This window comes from Cohnella hashimotonis (genome assembly GCF_030014955.1).
GTDB lineage: Bacteria > Bacillota > Bacilli > Paenibacillales > Paenibacillaceae > Cohnella > Cohnella hashimotonis.
This window is the reverse complement of sequence record NZ_JAGRPV010000001.1, coordinates 3,707,656-3,726,605: the sequence shown is the minus strand read 5'-3', so window position 1 is coordinate 3,726,605 and position 18,950 is coordinate 3,707,656. Positions and strand designations below refer to the sequence as shown.

22 protein-coding genes and 1 riboswitch are annotated in these 18,950 nt (G+C 60.1%); of the genes, 12 read left to right on the top strand and 10 right to left on the bottom strand.

Translation table 11 applies throughout. The features are described from left to right. Window positions 1–33 precede the first annotated feature (33 nt). From KB449_RS15140 to KB449_RS15125, 4 genes are read right to left on the bottom strand one after another with little or no spacing between them, the layout of a single operon-like run. Window positions 34–1,224 carry a Ger(x)C family spore germination protein gene (locus KB449_RS15140; protein ID WP_282912821.1) on the bottom strand — a complete coding sequence of 397 codons (1,191 nt, stop codon included), beginning with the start codon at window positions 1,222–1,224 and terminating at the stop codon, window positions 34–36. 5 nt (window positions 1,225–1,229) lie between these two features. Beyond that, window positions 1,230–2,612 carry a spore germination protein gene (locus tag KB449_RS15135; protein ID WP_282909176.1) on the bottom strand — a complete coding sequence of 461 codons (1,383 nt, stop codon included), beginning with the start codon at window positions 2,610–2,612 and terminating at the stop codon, window positions 1,230–1,232. Beyond that, entirely contained in the window at window positions 2,609–3,700 is a 1,092-nt protein-coding gene (locus KB449_RS15130; protein ID WP_282909175.1) for a GerAB/ArcD/ProY family transporter, read from the bottom strand. Before KB449_RS15130 ends, KB449_RS15135 begins: the two co-directional genes overlap by 4 nt. Further along, window positions 3,685–3,954, bottom strand: a complete 270-nt coding sequence (locus KB449_RS15125; RefSeq protein ID WP_282909174.1) for a hypothetical protein — start codon at window positions 3,952–3,954, stop codon at window positions 3,685–3,687. Before KB449_RS15125 ends, KB449_RS15130 begins: the two co-directional genes overlap by 16 nt. A 164-nt stretch (window positions 3,955–4,118) precedes the next feature. Continuing rightward, window positions 4,119–4,233: riboswitch (TPP riboswitch) on the top strand. Window positions 4,234–4,335: 102 nt separating this feature from the next. Here KB449_RS15125 and KB449_RS15120 point away from each other — a divergent pair. Genes KB449_RS15120 through KB449_RS15100 form a run of 5 tightly spaced genes read left to right on the top strand, consistent with a single transcriptional unit; the run spans window position 4,336 to window position 8,092 of the window. Beyond that, window positions 4,336–5,418, top strand: coding sequence for an ABC transporter substrate-binding protein (locus tag KB449_RS15120; protein ID WP_282909173.1), 1,083 nt, complete (start codon window positions 4,336–4,338; stop codon window positions 5,416–5,418). A 45-nt stretch (window positions 5,419–5,463) separates the two neighbouring features. After that, the gene (locus KB449_RS15115) at window positions 5,464–5,769 is read left to right on the top strand and encodes a thiamine-binding protein (RefSeq protein ID WP_282909172.1); all 306 of its coding nucleotides are present in this window, start codon (window positions 5,464–5,466) and stop codon (window positions 5,767–5,769) included. Next, the gene (locus KB449_RS15110) at window positions 5,759–6,532 is read left to right on the top strand and encodes an ABC transporter permease (protein WP_282909171.1); all 774 of its coding nucleotides are present in this window, start codon (window positions 5,759–5,761) and stop codon (window positions 6,530–6,532) included. The genes KB449_RS15115 and KB449_RS15110 overlap by 11 nt, the downstream gene beginning before the upstream one ends. Next, the gene (locus KB449_RS15105) at window positions 6,529–7,311 is read left to right on the top strand and encodes an ABC transporter ATP-binding protein (protein WP_282909170.1); all 783 of its coding nucleotides are present in this window, start codon (window positions 6,529–6,531) and stop codon (window positions 7,309–7,311) included. The genes KB449_RS15110 and KB449_RS15105 overlap by 4 nt, the downstream gene beginning before the upstream one ends. Next, window positions 7,301–8,092: a TatD family hydrolase gene (locus KB449_RS15100; RefSeq protein ID WP_282909169.1), complete on the top strand. Its 792-nt coding sequence runs from the start codon at window positions 7,301–7,303 to the stop codon at window positions 8,090–8,092. Before KB449_RS15105 ends, KB449_RS15100 begins: the two co-directional genes overlap by 11 nt. A gap of 377 nt (window positions 8,093–8,469) precedes the next feature. Here the strand turns inward: KB449_RS15100 and KB449_RS15095 are convergent, their stop codons facing one another. From KB449_RS15095 to KB449_RS15080, 4 genes are all read right to left on the bottom strand, one after another. Beyond that, entirely contained in the window at window positions 8,470–8,661 is a 192-nt protein-coding gene (locus KB449_RS15095; protein ID WP_282909168.1) for a hypothetical protein, read from the bottom strand. Between the two features lie 50 nt (window positions 8,662–8,711). Next, window positions 8,712–9,227, bottom strand: coding sequence for a CcdC protein domain-containing protein (locus tag KB449_RS15090; protein WP_282909167.1), 516 nt, complete (start codon window positions 9,225–9,227; stop codon window positions 8,712–8,714). A gap of 699 nt (window positions 9,228–9,926) precedes the next feature. Further along, window positions 9,927–10,532, bottom strand: a complete 606-nt coding sequence (locus KB449_RS15085; RefSeq protein WP_282909166.1) for a pentapeptide repeat-containing protein — start codon at window positions 10,530–10,532, stop codon at window positions 9,927–9,929. A 231-nt stretch (window positions 10,533–10,763) separates the two neighbouring features. Beyond that, window positions 10,764–11,381, bottom strand: coding sequence for a hypothetical protein (locus KB449_RS15080; protein WP_282909165.1), 618 nt, complete (start codon window positions 11,379–11,381; stop codon window positions 10,764–10,766). A gap of 437 nt (window positions 11,382–11,818) precedes the next feature. On the opposite strand from KB449_RS15080, the gene rsmD reads away from it, so the two are divergent. Continuing rightward, window positions 11,819–12,382 carry a 16S rRNA (guanine(966)-N(2))-methyltransferase RsmD gene (gene rsmD / locus KB449_RS15075; protein ID WP_282909164.1) on the top strand — a complete coding sequence of 188 codons (564 nt, stop codon included), beginning with the start codon at window positions 11,819–11,821 and terminating at the stop codon, window positions 12,380–12,382. After that, the gene (gene coaD, locus KB449_RS15070; RefSeq protein WP_282909163.1) at window positions 12,383–12,901 is read left to right on the top strand and encodes a pantetheine-phosphate adenylyltransferase; all 519 of its coding nucleotides are present in this window, start codon (window positions 12,383–12,385) and stop codon (window positions 12,899–12,901) included. 70 nt (window positions 12,902–12,971) lie between these two features. On the opposite strand, the gene KB449_RS15065 is transcribed toward coaD, so the two are convergent. Next, window positions 12,972–14,240, bottom strand: a complete 1,269-nt coding sequence (locus KB449_RS15065) for a hypothetical protein (protein WP_282909162.1) — start codon at window positions 14,238–14,240, stop codon at window positions 12,972–12,974. Between the two features lie 191 nt (window positions 14,241–14,431). On the opposite strand from KB449_RS15065, the gene KB449_RS15060 reads away from it, so the two are divergent. After that, window positions 14,432–14,887, top strand: a complete 456-nt coding sequence (locus KB449_RS15060; RefSeq protein ID WP_282909161.1) for a GNAT family N-acetyltransferase — start codon at window positions 14,432–14,434, stop codon at window positions 14,885–14,887. 219 nt (window positions 14,888–15,106) lie between these two features. Here the strand turns inward: KB449_RS15060 and KB449_RS15055 are convergent, their stop codons facing one another. Further along, entirely contained in the window at window positions 15,107–16,342 is a 1,236-nt protein-coding gene (locus KB449_RS15055; RefSeq protein WP_282909160.1) for a nucleotidyltransferase, read from the bottom strand. Between the two features lie 154 nt (window positions 16,343–16,496). On the opposite strand from KB449_RS15055, the gene KB449_RS15050 reads away from it, so the two are divergent. The 4 genes from KB449_RS15050 to plsX all read left to right on the top strand — a co-directional run bounded on the left by KB449_RS15050 (window position 16,497) and on the right by plsX (window position 18,940). Beyond that, a complete protein-coding gene (locus KB449_RS15050; RefSeq protein WP_282909159.1) occupies window positions 16,497–17,021 on the top strand; it encodes a YceD family protein in 525 nt (174 codons plus the stop codon). Between the two features lie 66 nt (window positions 17,022–17,087). Next, the gene (gene rpmF / locus KB449_RS15045) at window positions 17,088–17,261 is read left to right on the top strand and encodes a 50S ribosomal protein L32 (protein ID WP_090117460.1); all 174 of its coding nucleotides are present in this window, start codon (window positions 17,088–17,090) and stop codon (window positions 17,259–17,261) included. 99 nt (window positions 17,262–17,360) lie between these two features. Beyond that, entirely contained in the window at window positions 17,361–17,954 is a 594-nt protein-coding gene (gene fapR / locus KB449_RS15040; RefSeq protein WP_434082508.1) for a transcription factor FapR, read from the top strand. Beyond that, window positions 17,951–18,940, top strand: a complete 990-nt coding sequence (gene plsX, locus KB449_RS15035) for a phosphate acyltransferase PlsX (protein ID WP_282909158.1) — start codon at window positions 17,951–17,953, stop codon at window positions 18,938–18,940. Before fapR ends, plsX begins: the two co-directional genes overlap by 4 nt. Window positions 18,941–18,950 lie beyond the last annotated feature (10 nt).

Here is an 18,950-nt window from a genome sequence, read left to right as displayed (position 1 = left end):
GCGTCTTCTTTCTGAAGTACAGCCATCCGGCCCTTACTGGATGTCGGCATGATTTTTGGTTTTCAATTCGGACCGCTCGAGCTGGATATCGACGTCGACCGACAGCTCTCCCTTCGCGAACAGCTCGTTCCAGCTTGCGGAGATCCGCTTGAATTCGCCGAAACGGTGCCGGTACATCCATTCTCCGAAACCGAATATATCCGATCCATACTCAGTCTGGACTTTTTCGACGGTGGCTTCAATCCGTTTTCTGACATAATCCTCGGTCAACCGCTCGAGCTCCAGGTAACCGGCTGCTTGGTCGATCGGCAGGCCGGCGCCCAGGCTTACGATGAATCCGACGCCTTGCACGTTCAACGTCATTTTCGGCTTTCCGTGGAGCATCCGGACTGACTTGGAGGCGTGGAGCCGTATGAGCCGGACCCCCGCAAACGCTTTGCCTTGCGGCATCGGTACGGACACCGTCGTCTGCTCCAGGTTATCGTTGGCAAGGAGCACGATATTCATATCGGCGGACGGCAGGAAGCCGATGAGCTTATCGCCTTTAAAGACGGCCGTATCCGTCAAGCGAATGGACGATTTCGGCTCGAGCGTTTTAACGCTGTCAATGTTCTGGCTGACGGGACCCTCGACCGATACCCCGGCTAGCAATAATTCGCGGCCAGGCGTCTGGGTCGCAATCGTATAGTCGATCATCCGGCTTTTGCTTGCGCCACCCCAGATTCGATTGAGATTATAAATTTGCGACTGAATGGCGAGAGCGGCGTTCATGCCGCCGGGGTAGGGAATCCGAAGCAATTCCGACGCCGCGTTCTTTTTGGAAATAATGAGATTGACGTCTTCCCGAACGTAACGGGAACGCACGAAAAAATCCATAAAGCGGTTTAGTCCTTGGCGCGCAAGCCGCTCGTCGACCACGATGACCTGCATATGCGATCCGATCAGCATTCTGTCGAACTGCTCGTTCATCCGGTTGACGGCTTCGGAAAGCGTATCCGCCTCGGCCGTGTATAGCTTCGCGGGCGCATCGCCTCTTCCGTTTTCCGCGCTCATGGATTCCGCCGCGTTCAGCACCTCGATCGTTACTCGAACGTCGCGTTCCTGTCCGGGTTCGAGGGCGACGCCGGTGATCAGGGAAGAGCGGCTCACCTCTACCATGTCCCAGCAGCCGCCAAGCACGAACAGGATAGCGATCCATCCCAAGGCGCGTGCGTATCCAAGCATCGCATTCACGAGGATCGCCTCCGGCCAAGTCGGGACATCGGCGAAAAATAAGGAATGCCGAACGTTTCGATCTGCGTCAGCTGAACGGCGAGAAAGGCGATTCCGACGATCACGCCGAACAGGCCGAACAAGGACCCCAAAATGATCAACACGTATCTGAACAAGCGGATGTTCGCGCCGAATGAATAGACGGGCGATACGAATCCTGCGATGGCGGTGAGCGCGACGACGATGACGGTGATATTGGACACGATGCCCGCCTGTACCGCGGCTTCTCCCAATACGAGCGCGCCGGCGATGGAGATGGATTGCCCGACGAGCCGCGGCATTCTCGTGCCTGCTTCCCGCAGCAGCTCGAACGTGATCTCCATGAGAAACATCTCGACGACGGCGGGAAACGGGATGCCAGTACGCTGGGCGGCGATGCTGGTCAGCAGCAAGGTCGGAATCAGCTCCTGGTGATAGCAGGTCACCGCGACGTAAAGGGCAGACAGGCTTAAAGATAGCATGAACGCCAAGTAACGCAGGGAGCGGATGAGCGATCCGATCACGGACCATTGGTATTCGTCCTCGGGCGATTTGAAAAAATCGGCGAACAGCGCGGGGACGATCAACACGAACGGACTACCGTTCACGATAAGCCCAACGCGTTTGTCCAACAAGCACGAGCAGATAGAGTCCGGCCGCTCGCTATGGTACACGGCGGGAAAAAGCAGCGTTCGCTTGGAGCGGAACAGCTGCTCCAAGCTGCCCGAGTCGAACAGGCTGACCATGCTGTTGTCTTGAAGGAAATCGCGAATGTCGCGTAAAACGCGTTCGTCCGCCTCGCCTTCCATGAAGGTCAAGTAAACGGGCGTTTTCGTTTGCGAGCCGACGACGAACTTCTCGAACCGGAGCCGTTCGTTTATGATTCGCCTGCGGATCAGACTCATATTCGTATCGGCCGATTCCGTGAACGCTTCCTTGGGTCCTTTGATGACGTTTTGCGTGGTCGGCTCGCCGATCGGGCGCTTCTCAAGCTCCTTGACGTCAATGATCAGCATGTTCGGTTCGCCGTCCAAGAGCAAACCGGCGTAGCCTTGCGAGAGCAGGGCCGACAAAGATTGAGGGTCGCCGAGCAAAAGGGTGACGAGCCCGCCGAACAAAAATTCGCGAAGGGCGTCCAGACCGAGGCCGTCCGGCGGGAAGTTCCCCTGACGATGCGCCTGAAGCAGCGGCTTCGTGACGTTTTCGGTCAGAAATCCCGCATTCGTCATCGTCTTCAGATAGCAGAGCATGCCTTGCCCCGAGCCGATTCGAATCGGGACGAGGGCCAGATCCGCCGATCGTCCGAAATGCTGCTCCAGCAGCCTCGCGACGGTGTCCGTACTGAACCTGTACGGTCTCATGTCCGCGCTCTTCCAGGACCGCGCATCCGCAGGAGAATGAGCGTCGCAAGCGGTACACCCAATTGGAGGGGGAGGTGAAGCCAGTACATGGCGTAGATCAGTCCTTCCGATACGTGTTCGGCATGATTGCGGGATACCAGCAGCGATAGCGACCCGATCAACAGCGCAAGCGGATAGGCAAATCCGTTTTCGTCCGCCTTAAACAGAAAAACGGCGCCGCGGATGCCCGCGTGCAGCAATACCGAGGCTTTGAGCAGGACGCCGAAAAGGAAAATGAACGCCACCAAGGCATCCATGCGCGTAATAAAGTTTGCGACGTTAATCAACCTGGCCGAGTCGAGAAGGGCGAACACGGAAAACTTTTTGTTTTCGATGCCCAGGGTGCAAATCTGCAGAACGTCCGAAAACGTCAAAACGACGGCGGAGCTGAGCAGCGCATAAGTGCCGGTTTTGCCGATCGTCCGGAAATCGCCGAAGAACGAATGAAAGACGAGAAACACGATCAATTCGCCGTAGGGAAACCAGAGCGAGCCTCGGAACACCGAGACGGCGACCTTCGCCAAGCCTTCCGACAAGAACGGTAAAAGCCGCTCCGAATCGACCGAGCCGCTGAAGATCAGCAAAAAAGTCAGCGTCGCGAAAAACAGCATGACCATGAGGGCGATCAGAACGGATAGCCGCCCTAACGCAACGATTCCGCCGGCGGCCGCATAGGCGACGACCATAACGAAGATCAGGATCACCAGTTCGCCGGGCGTATTCCGCAGCAGCGACGTCATGATGAGCTCGAGCATATCGCGCAGATTGCGAGCGGCGATGTACAGGAAATACACCGTGTAGACGAGGGTCAGCAACCGGCCGGCGATCTTTCCCCAAGCGCCGACGAGCATGTCGAAGAGATTGCCGCCGCCGCCAAAGCGAATCAACAGCAGATAAACGCCGGCCAACAGAAAAGAGGGAACGATCGTCAGCAGGTCAACGATCCAAGTATCGGGGACCAGCCTCGGCGTTCCGAATATAATCGACGTGCCCAGCAAAAAGACGAGCATGAGCGCGTAGAGCTGAAGCGGGCTTAATTTCGTCTCCAATGTTGTTCCTTCCTTCGGGCTCCCGGCATCTTGCCCAAGAGTCGCTTAATGGCCGGAAGCCGTGTCAGATCATGCCAAGCGGCGATGAGAAAGGCGAGCGCGAGCATCATCCAAGTGTGCCCTGCGAAATAAGGAACTTGACGGTATAGCTGCCGGATCGACAGGAAGTAGGGTTGGCGGTATACCAGCATATCGAAAAAAGCCAGGAGCGCTAAGCCCAGCATCGCAATCAGCCCTGCGCCAATCGTTACCAAACAGTTGCACCCCTTTTTTAACAGGTTGCGCCGGAGGAGGAATCATTATGCAGCGACGGCCGATATTCGCGCAAGCGAGCCGAGGCAAGCAAATGCTGGACAGAATCCGAACTTCTGCTATAATGAGGAGCGTTATCTATCAACGCCAAGTACGTCGACAATCGAACAAACCCCGGGGGAGCTGGAGTAGGCCGGCTGAGAGTGCATCCCGTTACAACGATGCAGACCCTTTAACCTGATCTGGTTAGTACCAGCGTAGGGAGGCGGGAAGCGCGAATCGGATTCGCGCGTTTTGTCCATGCTTATTTAGGACGCCCTCCGTATACGGGGGGCGTTTTTTGAATGTCTGCGTGACAAGGCACGGAGAGGGAGAAGAGACAGATGAGACTGGTCAAAAAAAGCTGGCGTGGCAAGGGCGCGGCAGCGATCGCGGCGCTGCTGATCATGGCGGGTTGCGGGGGGAACGGGAATAACGAGGGAGGCAGCGGTTCGGCCGCGGCTTCGCCTGACGCGAGCGCGTCTTCGTCGGCATCCGCTTCCGCGTCGAGCGGTCAAGCCGCCGATCTCGGCAAGGTGAAGGTCGTGCTCGACTGGACGCCGAACACGAACCACACGGGCCTGTACGTTGCGGCCGACCAGGGATACTGGAAAAAGCGCGGGCTCGACGTCGAAATCGTGCTGCCGCCGGAGAGCGGCGCGGACCAGATGGTCGCAACGGGCGCTGCTGACTTCGGCGTAGGCGCGCAGGAGGGGCTGACGCTGGCCAGGGAAAACGACATGCCGATCGTCTCGCTCGCTGCCATCATTCAGCACAACACGTCCGGCTTTGCGTCCCCGGCGGACAAGAGCATCAAGGAGCCTAAAGACTTCGAAGGGCATAGCTACGGCGGATGGGGCTCGCCGGCCGAACAGGCCGTCATCGGCTCGATGATGCAGAGGCAGGGCGCCGACGTGAATAAGGTCAAGTTCGTCAACGCGGGGACCGCGGACTTTTTTACCGCCGTTCAGAAGGATATCGACTTTGAATGGATTTTCTACGCCTGGACCGGCATCGAAGCCGAGCAGCGCGGCATTAAGCTTAATATGGTTTATCTCTCGGACTTCGACAAGCGTCTCGATTATTACACGCCGGTGCTGACGACGAGCGAGAAAATGATCAAGGACAAGCCGGACGCCGTCCGCGCCTTCGTAGAAGGGGCGTCGGAAGGCTATCAGTACGCGATCGACCATCCGGCGGAAGCCGCGGACATCTTGATCAAGGCTAATCCCGACCTGAACGCGGATCTCGTTAAGGCGAGCCAGGCCTGGCTGAGCCCGAAATACAAGGACGACGCGCCGCGCTGGGGCGAGCAGAAGCGGGAAGTGTGGTCCGGCTACGCCGAGTTCCTCAAGGAGCACGAGCTGTTGACCAAGGATCTGGACTACGACGCGATGTTCACGAACGACTTTTTGCCGCAGCCTTAATGATTAAATCTAATAACAGGACCTAACCTAAGGAGGACGACGGACATGTCGCAAGCACTGCTCAGCATTCAGATTTTGCCGAAAGCCGCCAAACCGGAGGACGATACGCATCTGTACGTCGACAGGGCGATCGAAATTATAAAGGCTTCTGGCGTCGCTTACCGGGTCGGGCCGCTTGAGACGACGATGGAGGGCGATCTCGACCGGCTGCTCGATATCGTGAAGGAAATGAACCGCGCGATGTTTGATAAGGGAAGCCCGTCGGTCCTGTCGCAAATCAAACTGCTCGTTCACGGATCGGACGGCGCCTCGATGGCGCATCTGCTGCGCAAATATCCCGATGGACAATAAGCTTGGCCGCCTTCTGCTGCCCATCGGCACGCTGGTCGCCGTGCTGGCGCTCTGGCAGTTGTGCGTAGCCGTATGGCATATCAAGCCTTTCACGCTGCCGTCTCCGCTTGCGATCGGGGAACGGATATGGGAGCAGCGGGACCGCCTGCTGGCGCAGAGCGGCTCGACCCTAAGGCTGGCCCTTAAGGGCATCGGGCTCGGCATCGGGCTCGGCGTGCTGTCGGCGATCGTCTTCCACCTGATTCCGGTCGTCAGGGCGGCGCTCTCGCCGATCATCATCATCACGCAGAACATTCCGCTGATCGCGCTCGGGCCGCTGCTCATCATCTGGTTCGGCTTCGGCCTGACGCCGAAGCTCGTGCTGCTGGCGCTCGTCTGCTACTTTCCGATCGCCTGGTCGATGCTGGCCGGCCTCGGACAAGCCGATGCGCATCTGCGCGAGTATCTGGCGATGATCGGCGCGAGCCGGCTCACGGTGCTGAGGCGCCTGGAGCTGCCGGCTTCGCTGCCTTACTTTTTCTCCGGACTGAAGATTACGGCGACTTACAGCATCACGGCGGCGATCGTCGCGGAGTGGCTCGGCGCGAGCGAGGGGATCGGTTATTATCTGGTGCTCAAGTCCAAGGGCTACGACACGACGAGCGTATTCGCCGCGATCGTATGCATCGTCGGCATGGCGCTGGCTTTTTACGGCATCGCGGCGCTGCTCGAGCGGTTAGTCGTCCGCTGGCGGCCGGCGGCGCGGGAGGGAGGAGCGCGATGAGCGAAAAAGCGAAGCTCGAACTGATCGACATTCATCATAGCTATGCGCGCGGCAAGAAAAACCATCCCGTGCTCGGCGGCATCTCGCTGACAGTCGCGGACGGCGAGTTCGTCACGCTGCTCGGTCCGTCCGGCAGCGGCAAGTCGACGCTTTTCCGCCTGATCGGCGGCGTCGAGCTTCCGGCTGCCGGACGTATCCTGATCGACGGCGCGGAGACGACCGGCCGGCGCGGGCAGATCAGCTACATGCCGCAGCAGGCATCGTTGTTCCCCTGGCTGTCGGTCGGCGCCAATATCGCCTCCGCGCTGACGACGGCCGGGATCGAGCGGCGGCGCGCGGCGGCGATGGCGGAGGAGTGGCTTGGTCGCATCGGGCTCGGCGACGTGGCTGACGAATATCCGCAGGTGCTGTCCGGGGGGATGCAGCAGCGCGTGTCTTTTTTGCGGGCGCTGCTCATGCCGCGCGGCGTTATGTGTCTCGACGAGCCGTTCGCCGCGCTCGACGCGCTCACCAGGGCGGAGATGCAAACGTGGCTGCTGCGGCTGTGGGAGGAGGAACGGCGCTCTGTATTGTTCGTCACGCACAGCATCGAGGAGGCGCTGACGCTGTCGGATCGCATTTACGTGCTTTCCAAGGCGCCGGCTTCCGTCTTGCGGGAGATCCGTGTGCCGTTCGAGCGGCCTCGCCGGGCGGATGTCTGGAAGGAGCCGGCGTTCGTAGCGCTCAAGGAAGAAGTGCTGGCATTGCTGGAGCGGGGAGGTGCCGGCCATGGCGTATGACGCGCATGTGCACGTCGACCAGTATCCGCCGGAAAGACGTGATTCTCTGCTCGCGGAGGCATTCGCGGCAGGCGTACGAGGCATCGTCGCCGTCTCGATGAACCCGGATTCCTGCGGGGAGACGCGGCGGCTCGCTGCGCTCTGGCCCGGGCGAGTGATGCCCGCCTACGGTCATCACCCCGAGCAGCCGCCGCTCGCAGCGGACGAACTCGAGCGGCTGTGCGACCGAATTCGCCGGCTTGCTGAGGACGCCGAGTCATTCGCGATCGGCGAGGTCGGGCTGCCGTATTATACGCGCACGGAGGCCGAGGCGCGGGGCGAAGCGTTCGACGAAGCGCCTTATTTGGCGCAGCTCGACGTATTCGCGAGCCTTGCCGCCGAGCTGGACCGTCCGATCGCGCTGCACGCGGTGTACGAAGATGCGGACAAGGCGCTTGACGTGCTGGATCGCCGCGGCGTGCGCCGGGCGCATTTTCATTGGTACAAGGGAGCGCCCGGGACCACGGCGCGAATTGCCGCGCGCGGGCACTTCATCTCGCTCACGCCCGATGTACTGTACGAGCCCGATATCAGGGGGCTCGCGGCTTTGTTTCCGCTCGGGCAGTTGATGGCGGAGACGGACGGCCCCTGGCCTTTCGAAGGTCCGTTCGCAGGGACGGAGACGACGCCGGCCATGACGCTTGCGGTCGCGCGCGAGATTGCCGCGATTCGCGGGATGGAGCTTGAGGCGGTTGAGCGGACGTTGGACCTCAATACGGCGGCCTTTTACGGTTTCGGTTGATTCACGAAAATGAAAGGAGCGGTCCACTAAGCCATGAAGATGGCTAAGTGGCGGCTCCTTTTCTTTTTCAGCTCTGATCTGGAAGCCTTGCGGGCGAGCATAGCGCAGTTGCGCCATGCTCACGCATCGCGTTAGCGCCGGTCGAATGGGGGGGGGGAGATCGAATGAGCGAGGATAGCGCAATTTTGCGCTATACCGGCGTATCCCGATAGCGGCGGGCGAGCTGGAGGGTCGGAGCACATGAGCATAGCGCAATTTTGCGCTATGCTTACACATCTCGTTAGGCCGGGCAAGTGAGGCGCGAGAGATCGCAAATGAAAACGGGACGTAACAGGAGCTCCCCTGTTATGTCCCGTTTGTCTTTCGTGCTTGCCTGCTCAGCCGTGATAGCTGCCGGTCGGCGCGTTCAGCACCCATTCGAGCAGCAGCAGTTGATCCTCCAGCCGCTCGGCTTGTGCCTGAAGCTCGGGGCGGGCTTCCTCGCCCGCCTCCGCGTACAGCGCCTCGAGCGCTTGCTTGCGCGAGGCTAGCTCGTGATATTTCCGTTTGACCTGGTCAGCGGTTCTCAAGTTGGACGTCCTTTCCGAGGCAGGCGTGGCTTGGTCATACGGCCGGCCGATCAGGCGGCCCGCTTGGGAGCGGCGCGCAGCACGTAGATATAATAGCCTGCATAATAAGCGATCAGGATGAAGAAGATGGCTGCCGTCCACTGGTCGCGGCCGTACAGCTCGAGCGAGTCGGCGCCTCCGCCGGCGCCCGTGGCCGTCTGCGCGCCCTGCATCGCGAAGAGGAATCGATAGGCGATTCGGCCGATGAACAGCGCGATGACGAGCGATTCGATGACGACATGCGTCCGATAGTAGAGCCCGTCGCTGCGCTTCTCCACGATGCTGTGCCGGATCGCGAACCAAGCGAGCAGTCCGCCCAGAGCGAGTCCGACGGCGTCTGCGGCGAATACGATCGGGTGAACGAAACCTGCCGCGATCAGGATAACGCCGATGACGGAAAAGATGCCGATCCGAATCTGGAGTCTCCTCGGCCGAAGCAACTGAAAGCCGACCGTCCGCCGGATCCGGCGGTATAAAATAAACGCGACCAGGAGGATCGGGACCGCATATTGCGCGGCTTGGGTCATAAGAATCGTCCTTTCAGCTCGGTTGATTCGCTTAGTTTATCATACGAACCTGGGGATTCGTCTATCCTTCTCCGGACGGATCTGCGTTTATTTTTTCCGCCTTCGATTTACTTTATTTCATGAAATGGCTAAACGTTAAAAAGCCGCCAGCAGTCGGCGGCCTCGTTCTTCCCGGAAGAAGCGTGATGACGAATCAGCGACGTGAACGCGGCGTGGAGTGCGGATCTTGCTTGATCGTTTCCGACACCTCGGTCACCAAGAACGCCAGATAATTTCTAAGCGAGAGACGTTGCTGCTTCATGCGTCATCACACCTCCTTCCATACGGTACTGTTATCATTTTCTTACACCTCAGGCAGCCGGTTGAATCCGAAGACGCCACGAAATGACGCAAATCCGGCATGACGTCGTCGAATGGGCGCCTATCGGCGCAAAAAAAGCCGGCTCCTCCGATGAGAACCGGCCTTCTGCGCCAATGCGCCTCAGGTAGAAAACCGAATCGTCAAATATATGACCAAGACGAACAAAAATACCGCCAGACAATAGCCCAGCACGAGCCCAACCGCTTTCGGTCCGTTCATTGTCGAATCACCGCCCAGTTCTTAATGCTTCTATTATACAGGACGATGCAGAAGGAAAAGAAATGACGCGTTTGTGAACGATCCGGGAAAAACGCCGCGAGACGGATGAAGGCTGCGAATCAGCCGACCTTGGCTCCGTGCGACAGGGAGAAGAGGACGGCTTGCTCCTGGTCCATCCGCAGCCCGGAGACGGCGAATTGCTTGAAGTCGACGCCGTCCATTTTGGCGCCTCTTGCGTCGGCTCCCTGCAGGTCCGCTTTGGCAAGAGAGGCCATCGACAGATCGCAGTCTCTCAGATCCGCCTTGGTCAGCTGTGCGCCGGCCAAGTCCGCCTCGTAAAATTTGATGCCGCGCAAATCCTGCTTGGCCAGCTTAGCATGCCTCAAATTCGTATAAGACCAATCGCCCTGAAGGATGGAGATGCCGTCCAGGACGGTGTTCGAAAACGTCGAGCCCATCATTTTGCAGCGATCGAACTTCGAGACGAACAGATCTGCGCCGTCGAAGTTGCAATTTTCGAACGCGGATTCCGTATGCACGGAGCCGTTTAGCGAAGCGCCGCGAAAATCGCAGCCGACGAAGCGGCATTTGACGGACGCGATCTCCTCCATGGAGCCGTGCGCGAACGAACAGCGGATGAACGTGCAGCCGGCCAGCTCGCCGTATCGCAGATCCTGGCTGCCGAAGCTGACGCCTTCGTAGGTTTGTTGACTATATTGGAACAAGGGGACGACTCCTTTCGGGGACAAAATTTCCTTTTTTACTATAGCATACGGCTGTCAAGTGCCCGCTGACTCGAGGGCGAAAAGTCAAGCGCAATATTTTTTAAAACGACGATCAAACGACTGCAAAAGGAAAAGACCTCCGGGCGGAGGTCTTCGAGCGTTGCGATGGAAGAATAGTATAAATGCGTGTTCTGTCCGATAGGTGAACGGCGTTGCTATGCGTTGCCGCGCTTAGCCGACATTTTCTTCGTCGACCGAATCGTCGGGGGAGTCGAACAGCGGACCGCTCGTGCTCCACAGCTGCTGAAGCTGGTCGTCGGTGATCGTGCCCTTTAAAAACTTATCGTAATCGGTCGTCCGGATCTCGATCACGTTCTCTTCGTTGTCGTCGGTATAAACGACGCGCATGTATACGGCGCCAAGCGGCACCAGCTTTTTAAAGATCAGATCGATGTCCGCCCAGTCGTCGTCGAAGCCGTAAACGGCCGGGAAATAAACGACCGCGGTCACTTCCTTGGCGATGCTTGTAAGCGAAATTCCGTCACCGCCGAGCGCGATTACGTCTTCTGTCGCCTGGACCAGGTTGCCTCCGGCAGGCTTGAGGTCGACCGTCTGCTTTTTCGCATCGTATGAATAAGATACGCCGGCGCTTTTTAGCGCGGCGAGCGGCAGCATCGTAGAGCCGTTAAAATTGATGGCTGGCGTCCCCGTCGTCAAAATCGGCTGTCCGCCCACCGTCACTCTCATTTTCGCATAACCTTTGTACGTTCCCCATAAATTCGCGGCGCTCACGACGCCGCCTACGGCCAGCAGGCCGATCAAGGTAAGCAAAATAATCTTCTTTTTCATCCGCGCAACACTCCATCGCTATTGGTATAGATTTCCTGCCATGTATTACCCGCAATAGCGTAACATGAACACTCGTTTCGTTTCTGTGACCCGGGTTACATTTTTTTGGGCGAATAGACGCAAAAAAACGACCCCCGTCTCGCGACGAGGGCCTCATGGGAGAGGAGAAACCGGACGAAGAACTTATGGGGAAACGTAAGCCTTCTCCGCGGTTATCCCCGGCATCTCTCGACGCCGGTAGTAGCAGTATCGCCGCAGGGCGGGAAAATATACGCGACGGAACCAAAAATTTGCGGGACGTGTCCGCGCGTTCCCGGACGGGCTTCCCGCCGGCTTCGGGATATGGTAACATAAGCCTCATCTAAGCCGCGGCGGACCCGCGGCTGTCTTGCTGTAAATTTGGGGCATACCATGCAAGCGGGGGTCGAACAACGCAGATGAGAGTCATATCCGGAGAGGCCAGAGGACGGCCGCTCAAGGCGGTGCCGGGCCAGACGACCCGTCCGACGACGGACAAGGTCAAGGAAGCCCTCTTTAGCATGATCGGGCCTTATTTTGACGGGGAGCGCGTACTCGACCTGTTCGCCGGGACAGGCGGGCTCGGGATCGAGGCGCTCAGCCGAGGCGCGGGAAAAGCCGTTTTCGTCGACGCGAATATGCGCAGCATCGAGGTGGTTCGCGCCAATCTGGCGGCGACGCGCTTATCCGACAAGGCCGAGATTTACCGCCAGGACGCCGTCAAGGCGATCAGACTGCTTGAGCAGCGCGGCTGCGAGCCGTTCGACCTGGTATTTCTCGATCCGCCCTATGTCATGAAAAATGGCGACGAGCTTCTGCTGGAGCTGACGGCACGCGGACTCGCCGGCGAGGATACGGTGACGGTCATCGAGCATGAGTCCGGTTTCGAATACGGGGAGAGAATCGGGATTTTCGAACGGCGAAGGCTCGCTCTGTACGGCGAGACCGCGATATCCATCTATAAATACGGAGGCGAAGCCTAGATGAACGTCAAATCGAATCGTCCGGAGAGCGAGCATCGCATCGCCGTGTACCCGGGCAGCTTCGACCCGGTCACGTTCGGACATCTGGACATTATCCGGCGCGCGGCTAAGCAGTACGACAGACTGATCGTCGCGGTGCTGAACAATACAAGCAAGAGCCCGTTGTTCACCGTCGAAGAGCGGACGAGCCTCCTGCTCGAAGTGACGAAGGATCTGCCGAACGTAGAGATCGGAAGCTTCAGAGACCTGCTCGTCAGGTATTTGCGATCGCAGCAAGCCCAGGTGATCGTCCGGGGCATCCGTTCCGTAACGGACTTCGAATACGAGCTGCAGATGGCTTCGACGAACCGTCAGCTCGACGAGGGCATCGAGACGATTTTCATGATGACGAACCCTAAGTATTCGTACCTCAGCTCGAGCATCGTCAAAGAGATCGCCAAGTTCGACGGCGCGGTGCAGGATCTTGTGCCGCCTGCGGTCGAGGCGGCGCTGCGCGGCAAGTTCGACAAGCGGGACTAACAAAAGGGCACCTTGCTGCGATGTCTTCGCGGCAGGTGCCCTTTTTTCGAAGGTGCGGCGTTCGAGGCTTCTACTTCGGGCGCTTGCCGTTGCCACGTCGCCGCGGCGAGATCAGGGCGGCGAGCAGGGCGAGCAGGACAAAAATGCCGAGGCTTGCGAGCGTGGCGAGCGTCGTGCCGGGCAGCAGCGTCCAGCCGGAGGGGAGCGGGCCGGCGGCTTGCCCGGATGCCGCAATCGGGCCCGCGAAGCCGTGCCAAACGGGAGCGAGCGGCGCGAACCAGCCGCGCTCGGCCGCCAGGGCGAGCGGATAGGTTGCGGCAAGGGCGAGCGCCGCGTGCAGCAACCGGCCCGCGACGAAGCGCGACCAGGGGAAACGGCTGCCGCTCCAGGCGGCCCGGGCCTGGAGCAGGCCGCTGACGCCGCTCCAGGCGAGCGCCGCCGCAATGAGCGCGGCCGCTTTGGCGGGCGCGGACTCGAACAGCGCCGAGCGTCCGGATGCATAGGCGCCGAGGTGCATTTCGTAAAGGCTGGGGATCGTCAGCCAAGCGTCTGTGCCGGGCAGCGCTGTCTGCAAAATGCGCAGCAGCACGGCGCTCATCATCATGAGTCCCCCGATCGCGAAAAGCGTGGCGACTGCGCTCGTGACGGCATCCGCAGTCTGCTTGCCAAAGGGACGTGCGTCTGCTAGACGCGCCTCCTGCATCGCCCTGTAGGCGCGGCGCAGCGCGGTTCCTGCCGGCCGAAGGTGCGGGGCGACGCCTTCATGATCGGGCAGCTCTCCGGAAGGCTCGGCCGACACTGAATCGCGTCCGCCCAGCCGCGGCCAGAGCATGCCTGCAACGATGCCCGATACCCACAGCCCGACGGCGATCGCCCAGCCGTAAGATGGGGCTTGCAGGAAGCCGCTGCCCACTACGACAATGACGAGAAACGGATTGGGCATATGCGAGAGCAAGAGCAGCGACTCGGCTTCGCGGCCGCCAATGAGACCGCGGTCGCGCAGGCGCGCCGTCTCGCGAGCGCCTGCGGGTATGCCCGCCGTCCAGCCGAACGCCGCAACCCAGCTCGCGCCCGCAGGCAGCCTGAACAGCCGGCGAAAGAGCGGGCTGCCGAGCGCGGCGATGCCGTGCAGCAGTCCCGAGGCGGCGAGCAGCTCGGCGAGCATGAGCGGAGGGAGCAGACCGGGGAATACGGTCTTCCACCAGATTTCGAGTCCGCCCAGCGAGGCGCGGAATGCCTCGTCCGGCGATCTCACGATGCCGACGACGAGCGCCAGCGCGCAACCGCCTAGAAATACGGAGATCATAAATGATTTCTTGCGCGATGCGGATTCCGGCATTAACGCCGCCTCCTCACGCCCATTCGGGTCTAACGGATGGCTGGTGGTACGTAGCGCCGCGATCGCGCAAGACAAGGCCATGGCCGCTCAATGGGTCATGCTACAATGTACGCATGTCCGACCGGCGATAGACCAGCCTTGTCCGCCAGGACGTTTGCCGGGAGAAGGCGCAAGAATGAAAGAGGGATAATATGAGAATCGAACCGTTAGGAACGGGAGAAGAGCCGCCGATGGATTTGCTGCTGCTCGCCGATCCGTCGGAGAAGCTGGTGTCTCAATATTTAAAGCGCGGCTCCTGTTACGTTGCCAAGACCGAGGAAGCGGGCGTTATCGGCACATATGTCCTGCTGCCTACGCGGCCGGATACTGCGGAGCTCGTGAACGTCGCGGTCGACGAGCGCCGTCAGGGGAGGGGCATCGGCAAAGCGCTCGTCCTGCATGCCGTCGAAACCGCAAGGCGCGAAGGGTATCGAACGATCGAGGTAGGTACGGGAAATTCGGGCATCGGACAGCTGGCGCTGTATCAAAAGTGCGGTTTCCGGATCGTCGGCGTGGATTTCGACTTTTTCGTGCGGCATTACGACGAGCCGATCGTCGAGAACGACATTCCGTGCAGGGACATGATCCGGATGTGCCAGGATTTATAGCGAACTGCGGATCTTGATATGGCAAGTTCTGCGCTGAAATAGCCGCATTTTTGCATTTTTGCAGCTCCCGCAGGATCGGTGAGCGCCAAGCGCAGGCAGCCCGTCGCAAAATCCGGCGAACGCGTGCCGACGAGGTTATCTCAACCGGCGTCTTGCGCACGCGGGTCGCGCGGGCATAGGAGCTTAAATCTCGGCTGCTGAAAAACGCCCCATCGACAGTTATACTCGAACTGGCGGCTGCGTATAGTCACGCCAGGCATCTGCGGGACGCGAGGCGGCAAGCGCTGCCGTATAAACCGCAGTCGCCCGCGCGTCCATCGCCAAATATGGCCAGTCTCCGTCCGCCGCGGAGTGGACGACCGGCACGGCCGCCGTCTTTTTCATGCGTCTTAGCAGCGCTTGTCCCCGCGCCGTGAAGCCGAGCACGCGGACGTACTGCACGCCTGCGGCCAGCCGTTCGGCATCCAAGTCTTCCTTGCGGTGGCCGAGCAGAATACGCAAGAGCGTCCGCTGCAGCTTCGTGCGCGTATACCGCTTCGTCTTAAGCAGGTCCAGCAGCTCGTCCACGCGCCAGGACCGTATATCCCGCAGCGCGCCCTTGATGCGATGCTCGAGTCCCTCGGTCACTTCGGCATAAGACGCCAGCTCCGACGCGGGCAGGGAGCCGAGCAGGTGGAACAGCGGTCTGGCGAAGACGTCCCACGTCACGGGCGCCCTGCCTGCCGACGCCTCCCGGCGCAGCACCGACAAAGTCGAGCCGGGCACATAAGGCGCGATGCCGTCCAGCGCGCCTCCCGCTTCTCCGATCAGCTTGCGCAGCGCCGTCGCGCTGGCGATGGCCGTATCGGTGATCGCGGTTTGATTGTAGTCCGACTTTTCGCGCCGGATGGACAGCGCCTTCATCGGACAGCCCAGCTTGCGCAGCGCGAGCAAATAGTGAAGCCCGAGCGTATGGTTCGGCTGCGCAAGACCGAACGCGGCGTCAGCTTCCCCCGCGGCCTCAAGCAGCTCGCGGGCCGCCGCGGCATAGGCGCTCGGATAAGGCAGGCCCTCCTTCAGCAGCGCGCCCAGCCGAAGCCGCATCGACTCGGGCTCGGCCGACAGCCGATCGGCGATGCGAGCCAGCGCTTCGGCGTCCCCGCTCTCGCTGCCGAAGCATAGCGCGTCGCAGACGCCGGTCGCGGCCAGTGCGGCGACCGCGCCGTAGGCGAACCATTGGGCGGGCTGGGCGCTGTAGGCGACGGGCAGCTCGAGCACGAGGTCGCAGCCCGCGCGCAGCGCCATTTCCGTACGGGACCACTTGTCCGCGATGGCCGGCTCGCCTCGCTGCAGAAAGTGACCGCTCATGACGGCGATGACGGATTCGGCTTCCGTTATTTTGCGCGATTGTTGTATATGATAGAGATGACCGTTGTGCAGCGGATTGTATTCGACGACGAGGCCGACGGTGGACATGGCGAACGCTCCTTTGAAGCGCGAATTAAGGATATGATAACATGAATGAAGGATTGAATTCCCAATCGGGACGCCAGGGCCTCCCGACGCGTTAAATGTTGACAAAAGCGCTGCCTCGCGTCTATAATTACTTTTGTTTGTTTGGAGTGATAATATGTTGCTCAATGTACAGGAACTGAGGGCAGCCAAGGCTAAGGTCGCGCTGCACGAGACGATTGACGTCGCCGATCTGCTGTCGCAGATACCCGGCGTTCGTCCGGCCGGTCCGCTGGAAGCGGACGTTACGGCCGAGCCTTCCGGCGAGTTCGTTCAGGTAGAAGGCCAGCTTGACTGCAATCTCGAATGGACATGCGTTCGCTGCTTGACCAAGTTCGAAGAGCCGCTTCACATTCCTTACAGCGAGAGCTTTAAGCAAGTCTCGCAGGAAGTGGCGGATCTCGGAGAGCAGGACGACGAGGACTTCGTGCCGTTCCACGGCGATCGGCTGGAGATTCGGCCTTATCTCGAGGACGAACTGCTGCTGAATCTGCCGCTGTCGCCGACCTGCAGCGAAGACTGCAAGGGACTCGACCCGGAGACCGGCGAAGACCTGAACGGCAAGCCCGAGCGGCCGCGGCCGATCAAGATCGATCCGAGGCTGGAGGCGCTCAAAGGCTGGTTCGATTCCGAACGTTCATAACGACATCGAAATAGGAATGCCGATAGAGGCCGCTTTCGCTTTCGACTCTGGTAAGGAGGTGGGAACATGGCAGTACCTTTTGGCAAAACATCCAAAGCCCGCAAAAACAAGCGCCGGACGCACTTCAAATTGGTCGTTCCGGGTTTGGTCAAGTGCGAACAATGCGGAGAATTGAAAATCTCGCACCGCGTGTGCAAGGTTTGCGGCACGTACAAATCCCGCGAAATCATCAAGCAATAATGAAATAACGCGTCCCGGCGTGACTAGCGTCAAGGCGCGTTTTTCTTTATATCGGATTGGCACCAGGTATCAGTATGAACATATAAGGCGGTGTCGCCCATGGAACGCATGCCCAAAAAGCAACGCCATCAGCAGCTCGCCCGCCTCATCGAAGACAATCCGTTCCTGACCGACCGGGAATTGACCCGCCTGCTCAAAGTCAGCATCCAGACGATCCGGCTCGACAGGCTGGAGCTGGCGATCCCCGAGCTGCGCGAGCGGCTCAAGCTGATGGCGGAGCGTTCCTACGATCCGGTCCGATCGCTGCCGCTGCATGAGGTCATCGGGGACATCCTCGATCTTCAGCTCGACAAGAGCGGCATTTCCATGTTCGAGATCCGGGACGAGCACGTCTTCTCCCGCAGCGGCATTGCGCGCGGTCATCATGTGTTCGCGCAGGCCAACTCGCTCGCGGTGGCCGTCATCAACGACGAGATCGCGCTGACCGCATCGGCGGATATCCGTTTCATTCGTCCTGCGAGGCTCGGGGAGAAGTGCATCGCCAAGGCGTATGTAAGATCCAGCGGCGTTCAGAAAGGCAAGGCGAAGGTGGAGGTATTCACTTACGTCGGCGACGAAATGGTGTTTCAAGGCAACTTTGTGATTTATCGCTCCGCAGGCGCTGCGGACGAGGAAGGAGCGGGAGAGGCATGAAAATCGCCATAGACGCGATGGGCGGCGACCATGCGCCCCGCTCGACGGTAGAAGGCGCGCTGGCCGCAGCCGCGCAGTGGCCAAAAGCGGAGCTGCTGCTCGTCGGCCGGCCGGAGGCGCTGAATCCGCTGCTGGGCGCAGGCAAGCCTTCTAACGTGACGATCGTGCCCGCGTCCGACGTCATCGAGCCGGACGACGAACCCGTGCGCGCGGTGCGCCGCAAGCCGGACGCATCGATGAACGTGGCCGCCCGCATGGTAAAAGAGGGCGCCGCCGACGCAATGATCTCTGCGGGCAATACCGGCGCTTTGATGACGGCGGGCTTGCTGGTATTAGGCAGGCTTAAAGGCATCGACCGGCCGGGTCTGACCTCGCTTTTTCCAACGACGGACGGCAAGGGCGTCCTGACGCTCGATCTCGGCGCCAACATGGACGCGAAGCCCGAGCATCTGCTGCAGTACGCGCTGATGGGCAGCATGTACAGACAGAAGGTGCACGGACTCGCGAAGCCCAAGGTTGGGCTGCTTAACGTCGGCACCGAGGCGGCCAAAGGCAACGAGCTGAGCAAAGCCGCGTTCGAGCTGCTCGAGACGGCGCCGATTCACTTTATCGGCAACGTCGAGGCGCGCGACGTGCTTAGCCGCAGCTGCGACGTGCTCGTATGCGACGGTTTTTCCGGCAACATCCTGCTTAAGGCGATCGAGGGCGCGGCGGAGACGGTGTTCGGCCTGCTGAAGCAGGAGATGACGAGCAGCCTACGCTCCAAGCTGGCGGCGGCCGTGCTTCGACCAAACTTCAGGCGCGTCGGCAAGATGATGGATTACAAGGTGTACAACGGCGCGCCGCTGCTCGGTGTGAACGGACTGGTCGTCAAGAGCCATGGCTCCTCGGACGCCACCGCGACGATGCATGCGATCCGCCATACGGTAGCCGCGATCGACAACGGACTCATCCCTGCATTGGCCGAAGAATTCGGCGGAAAGTGAGAGAGAAGAC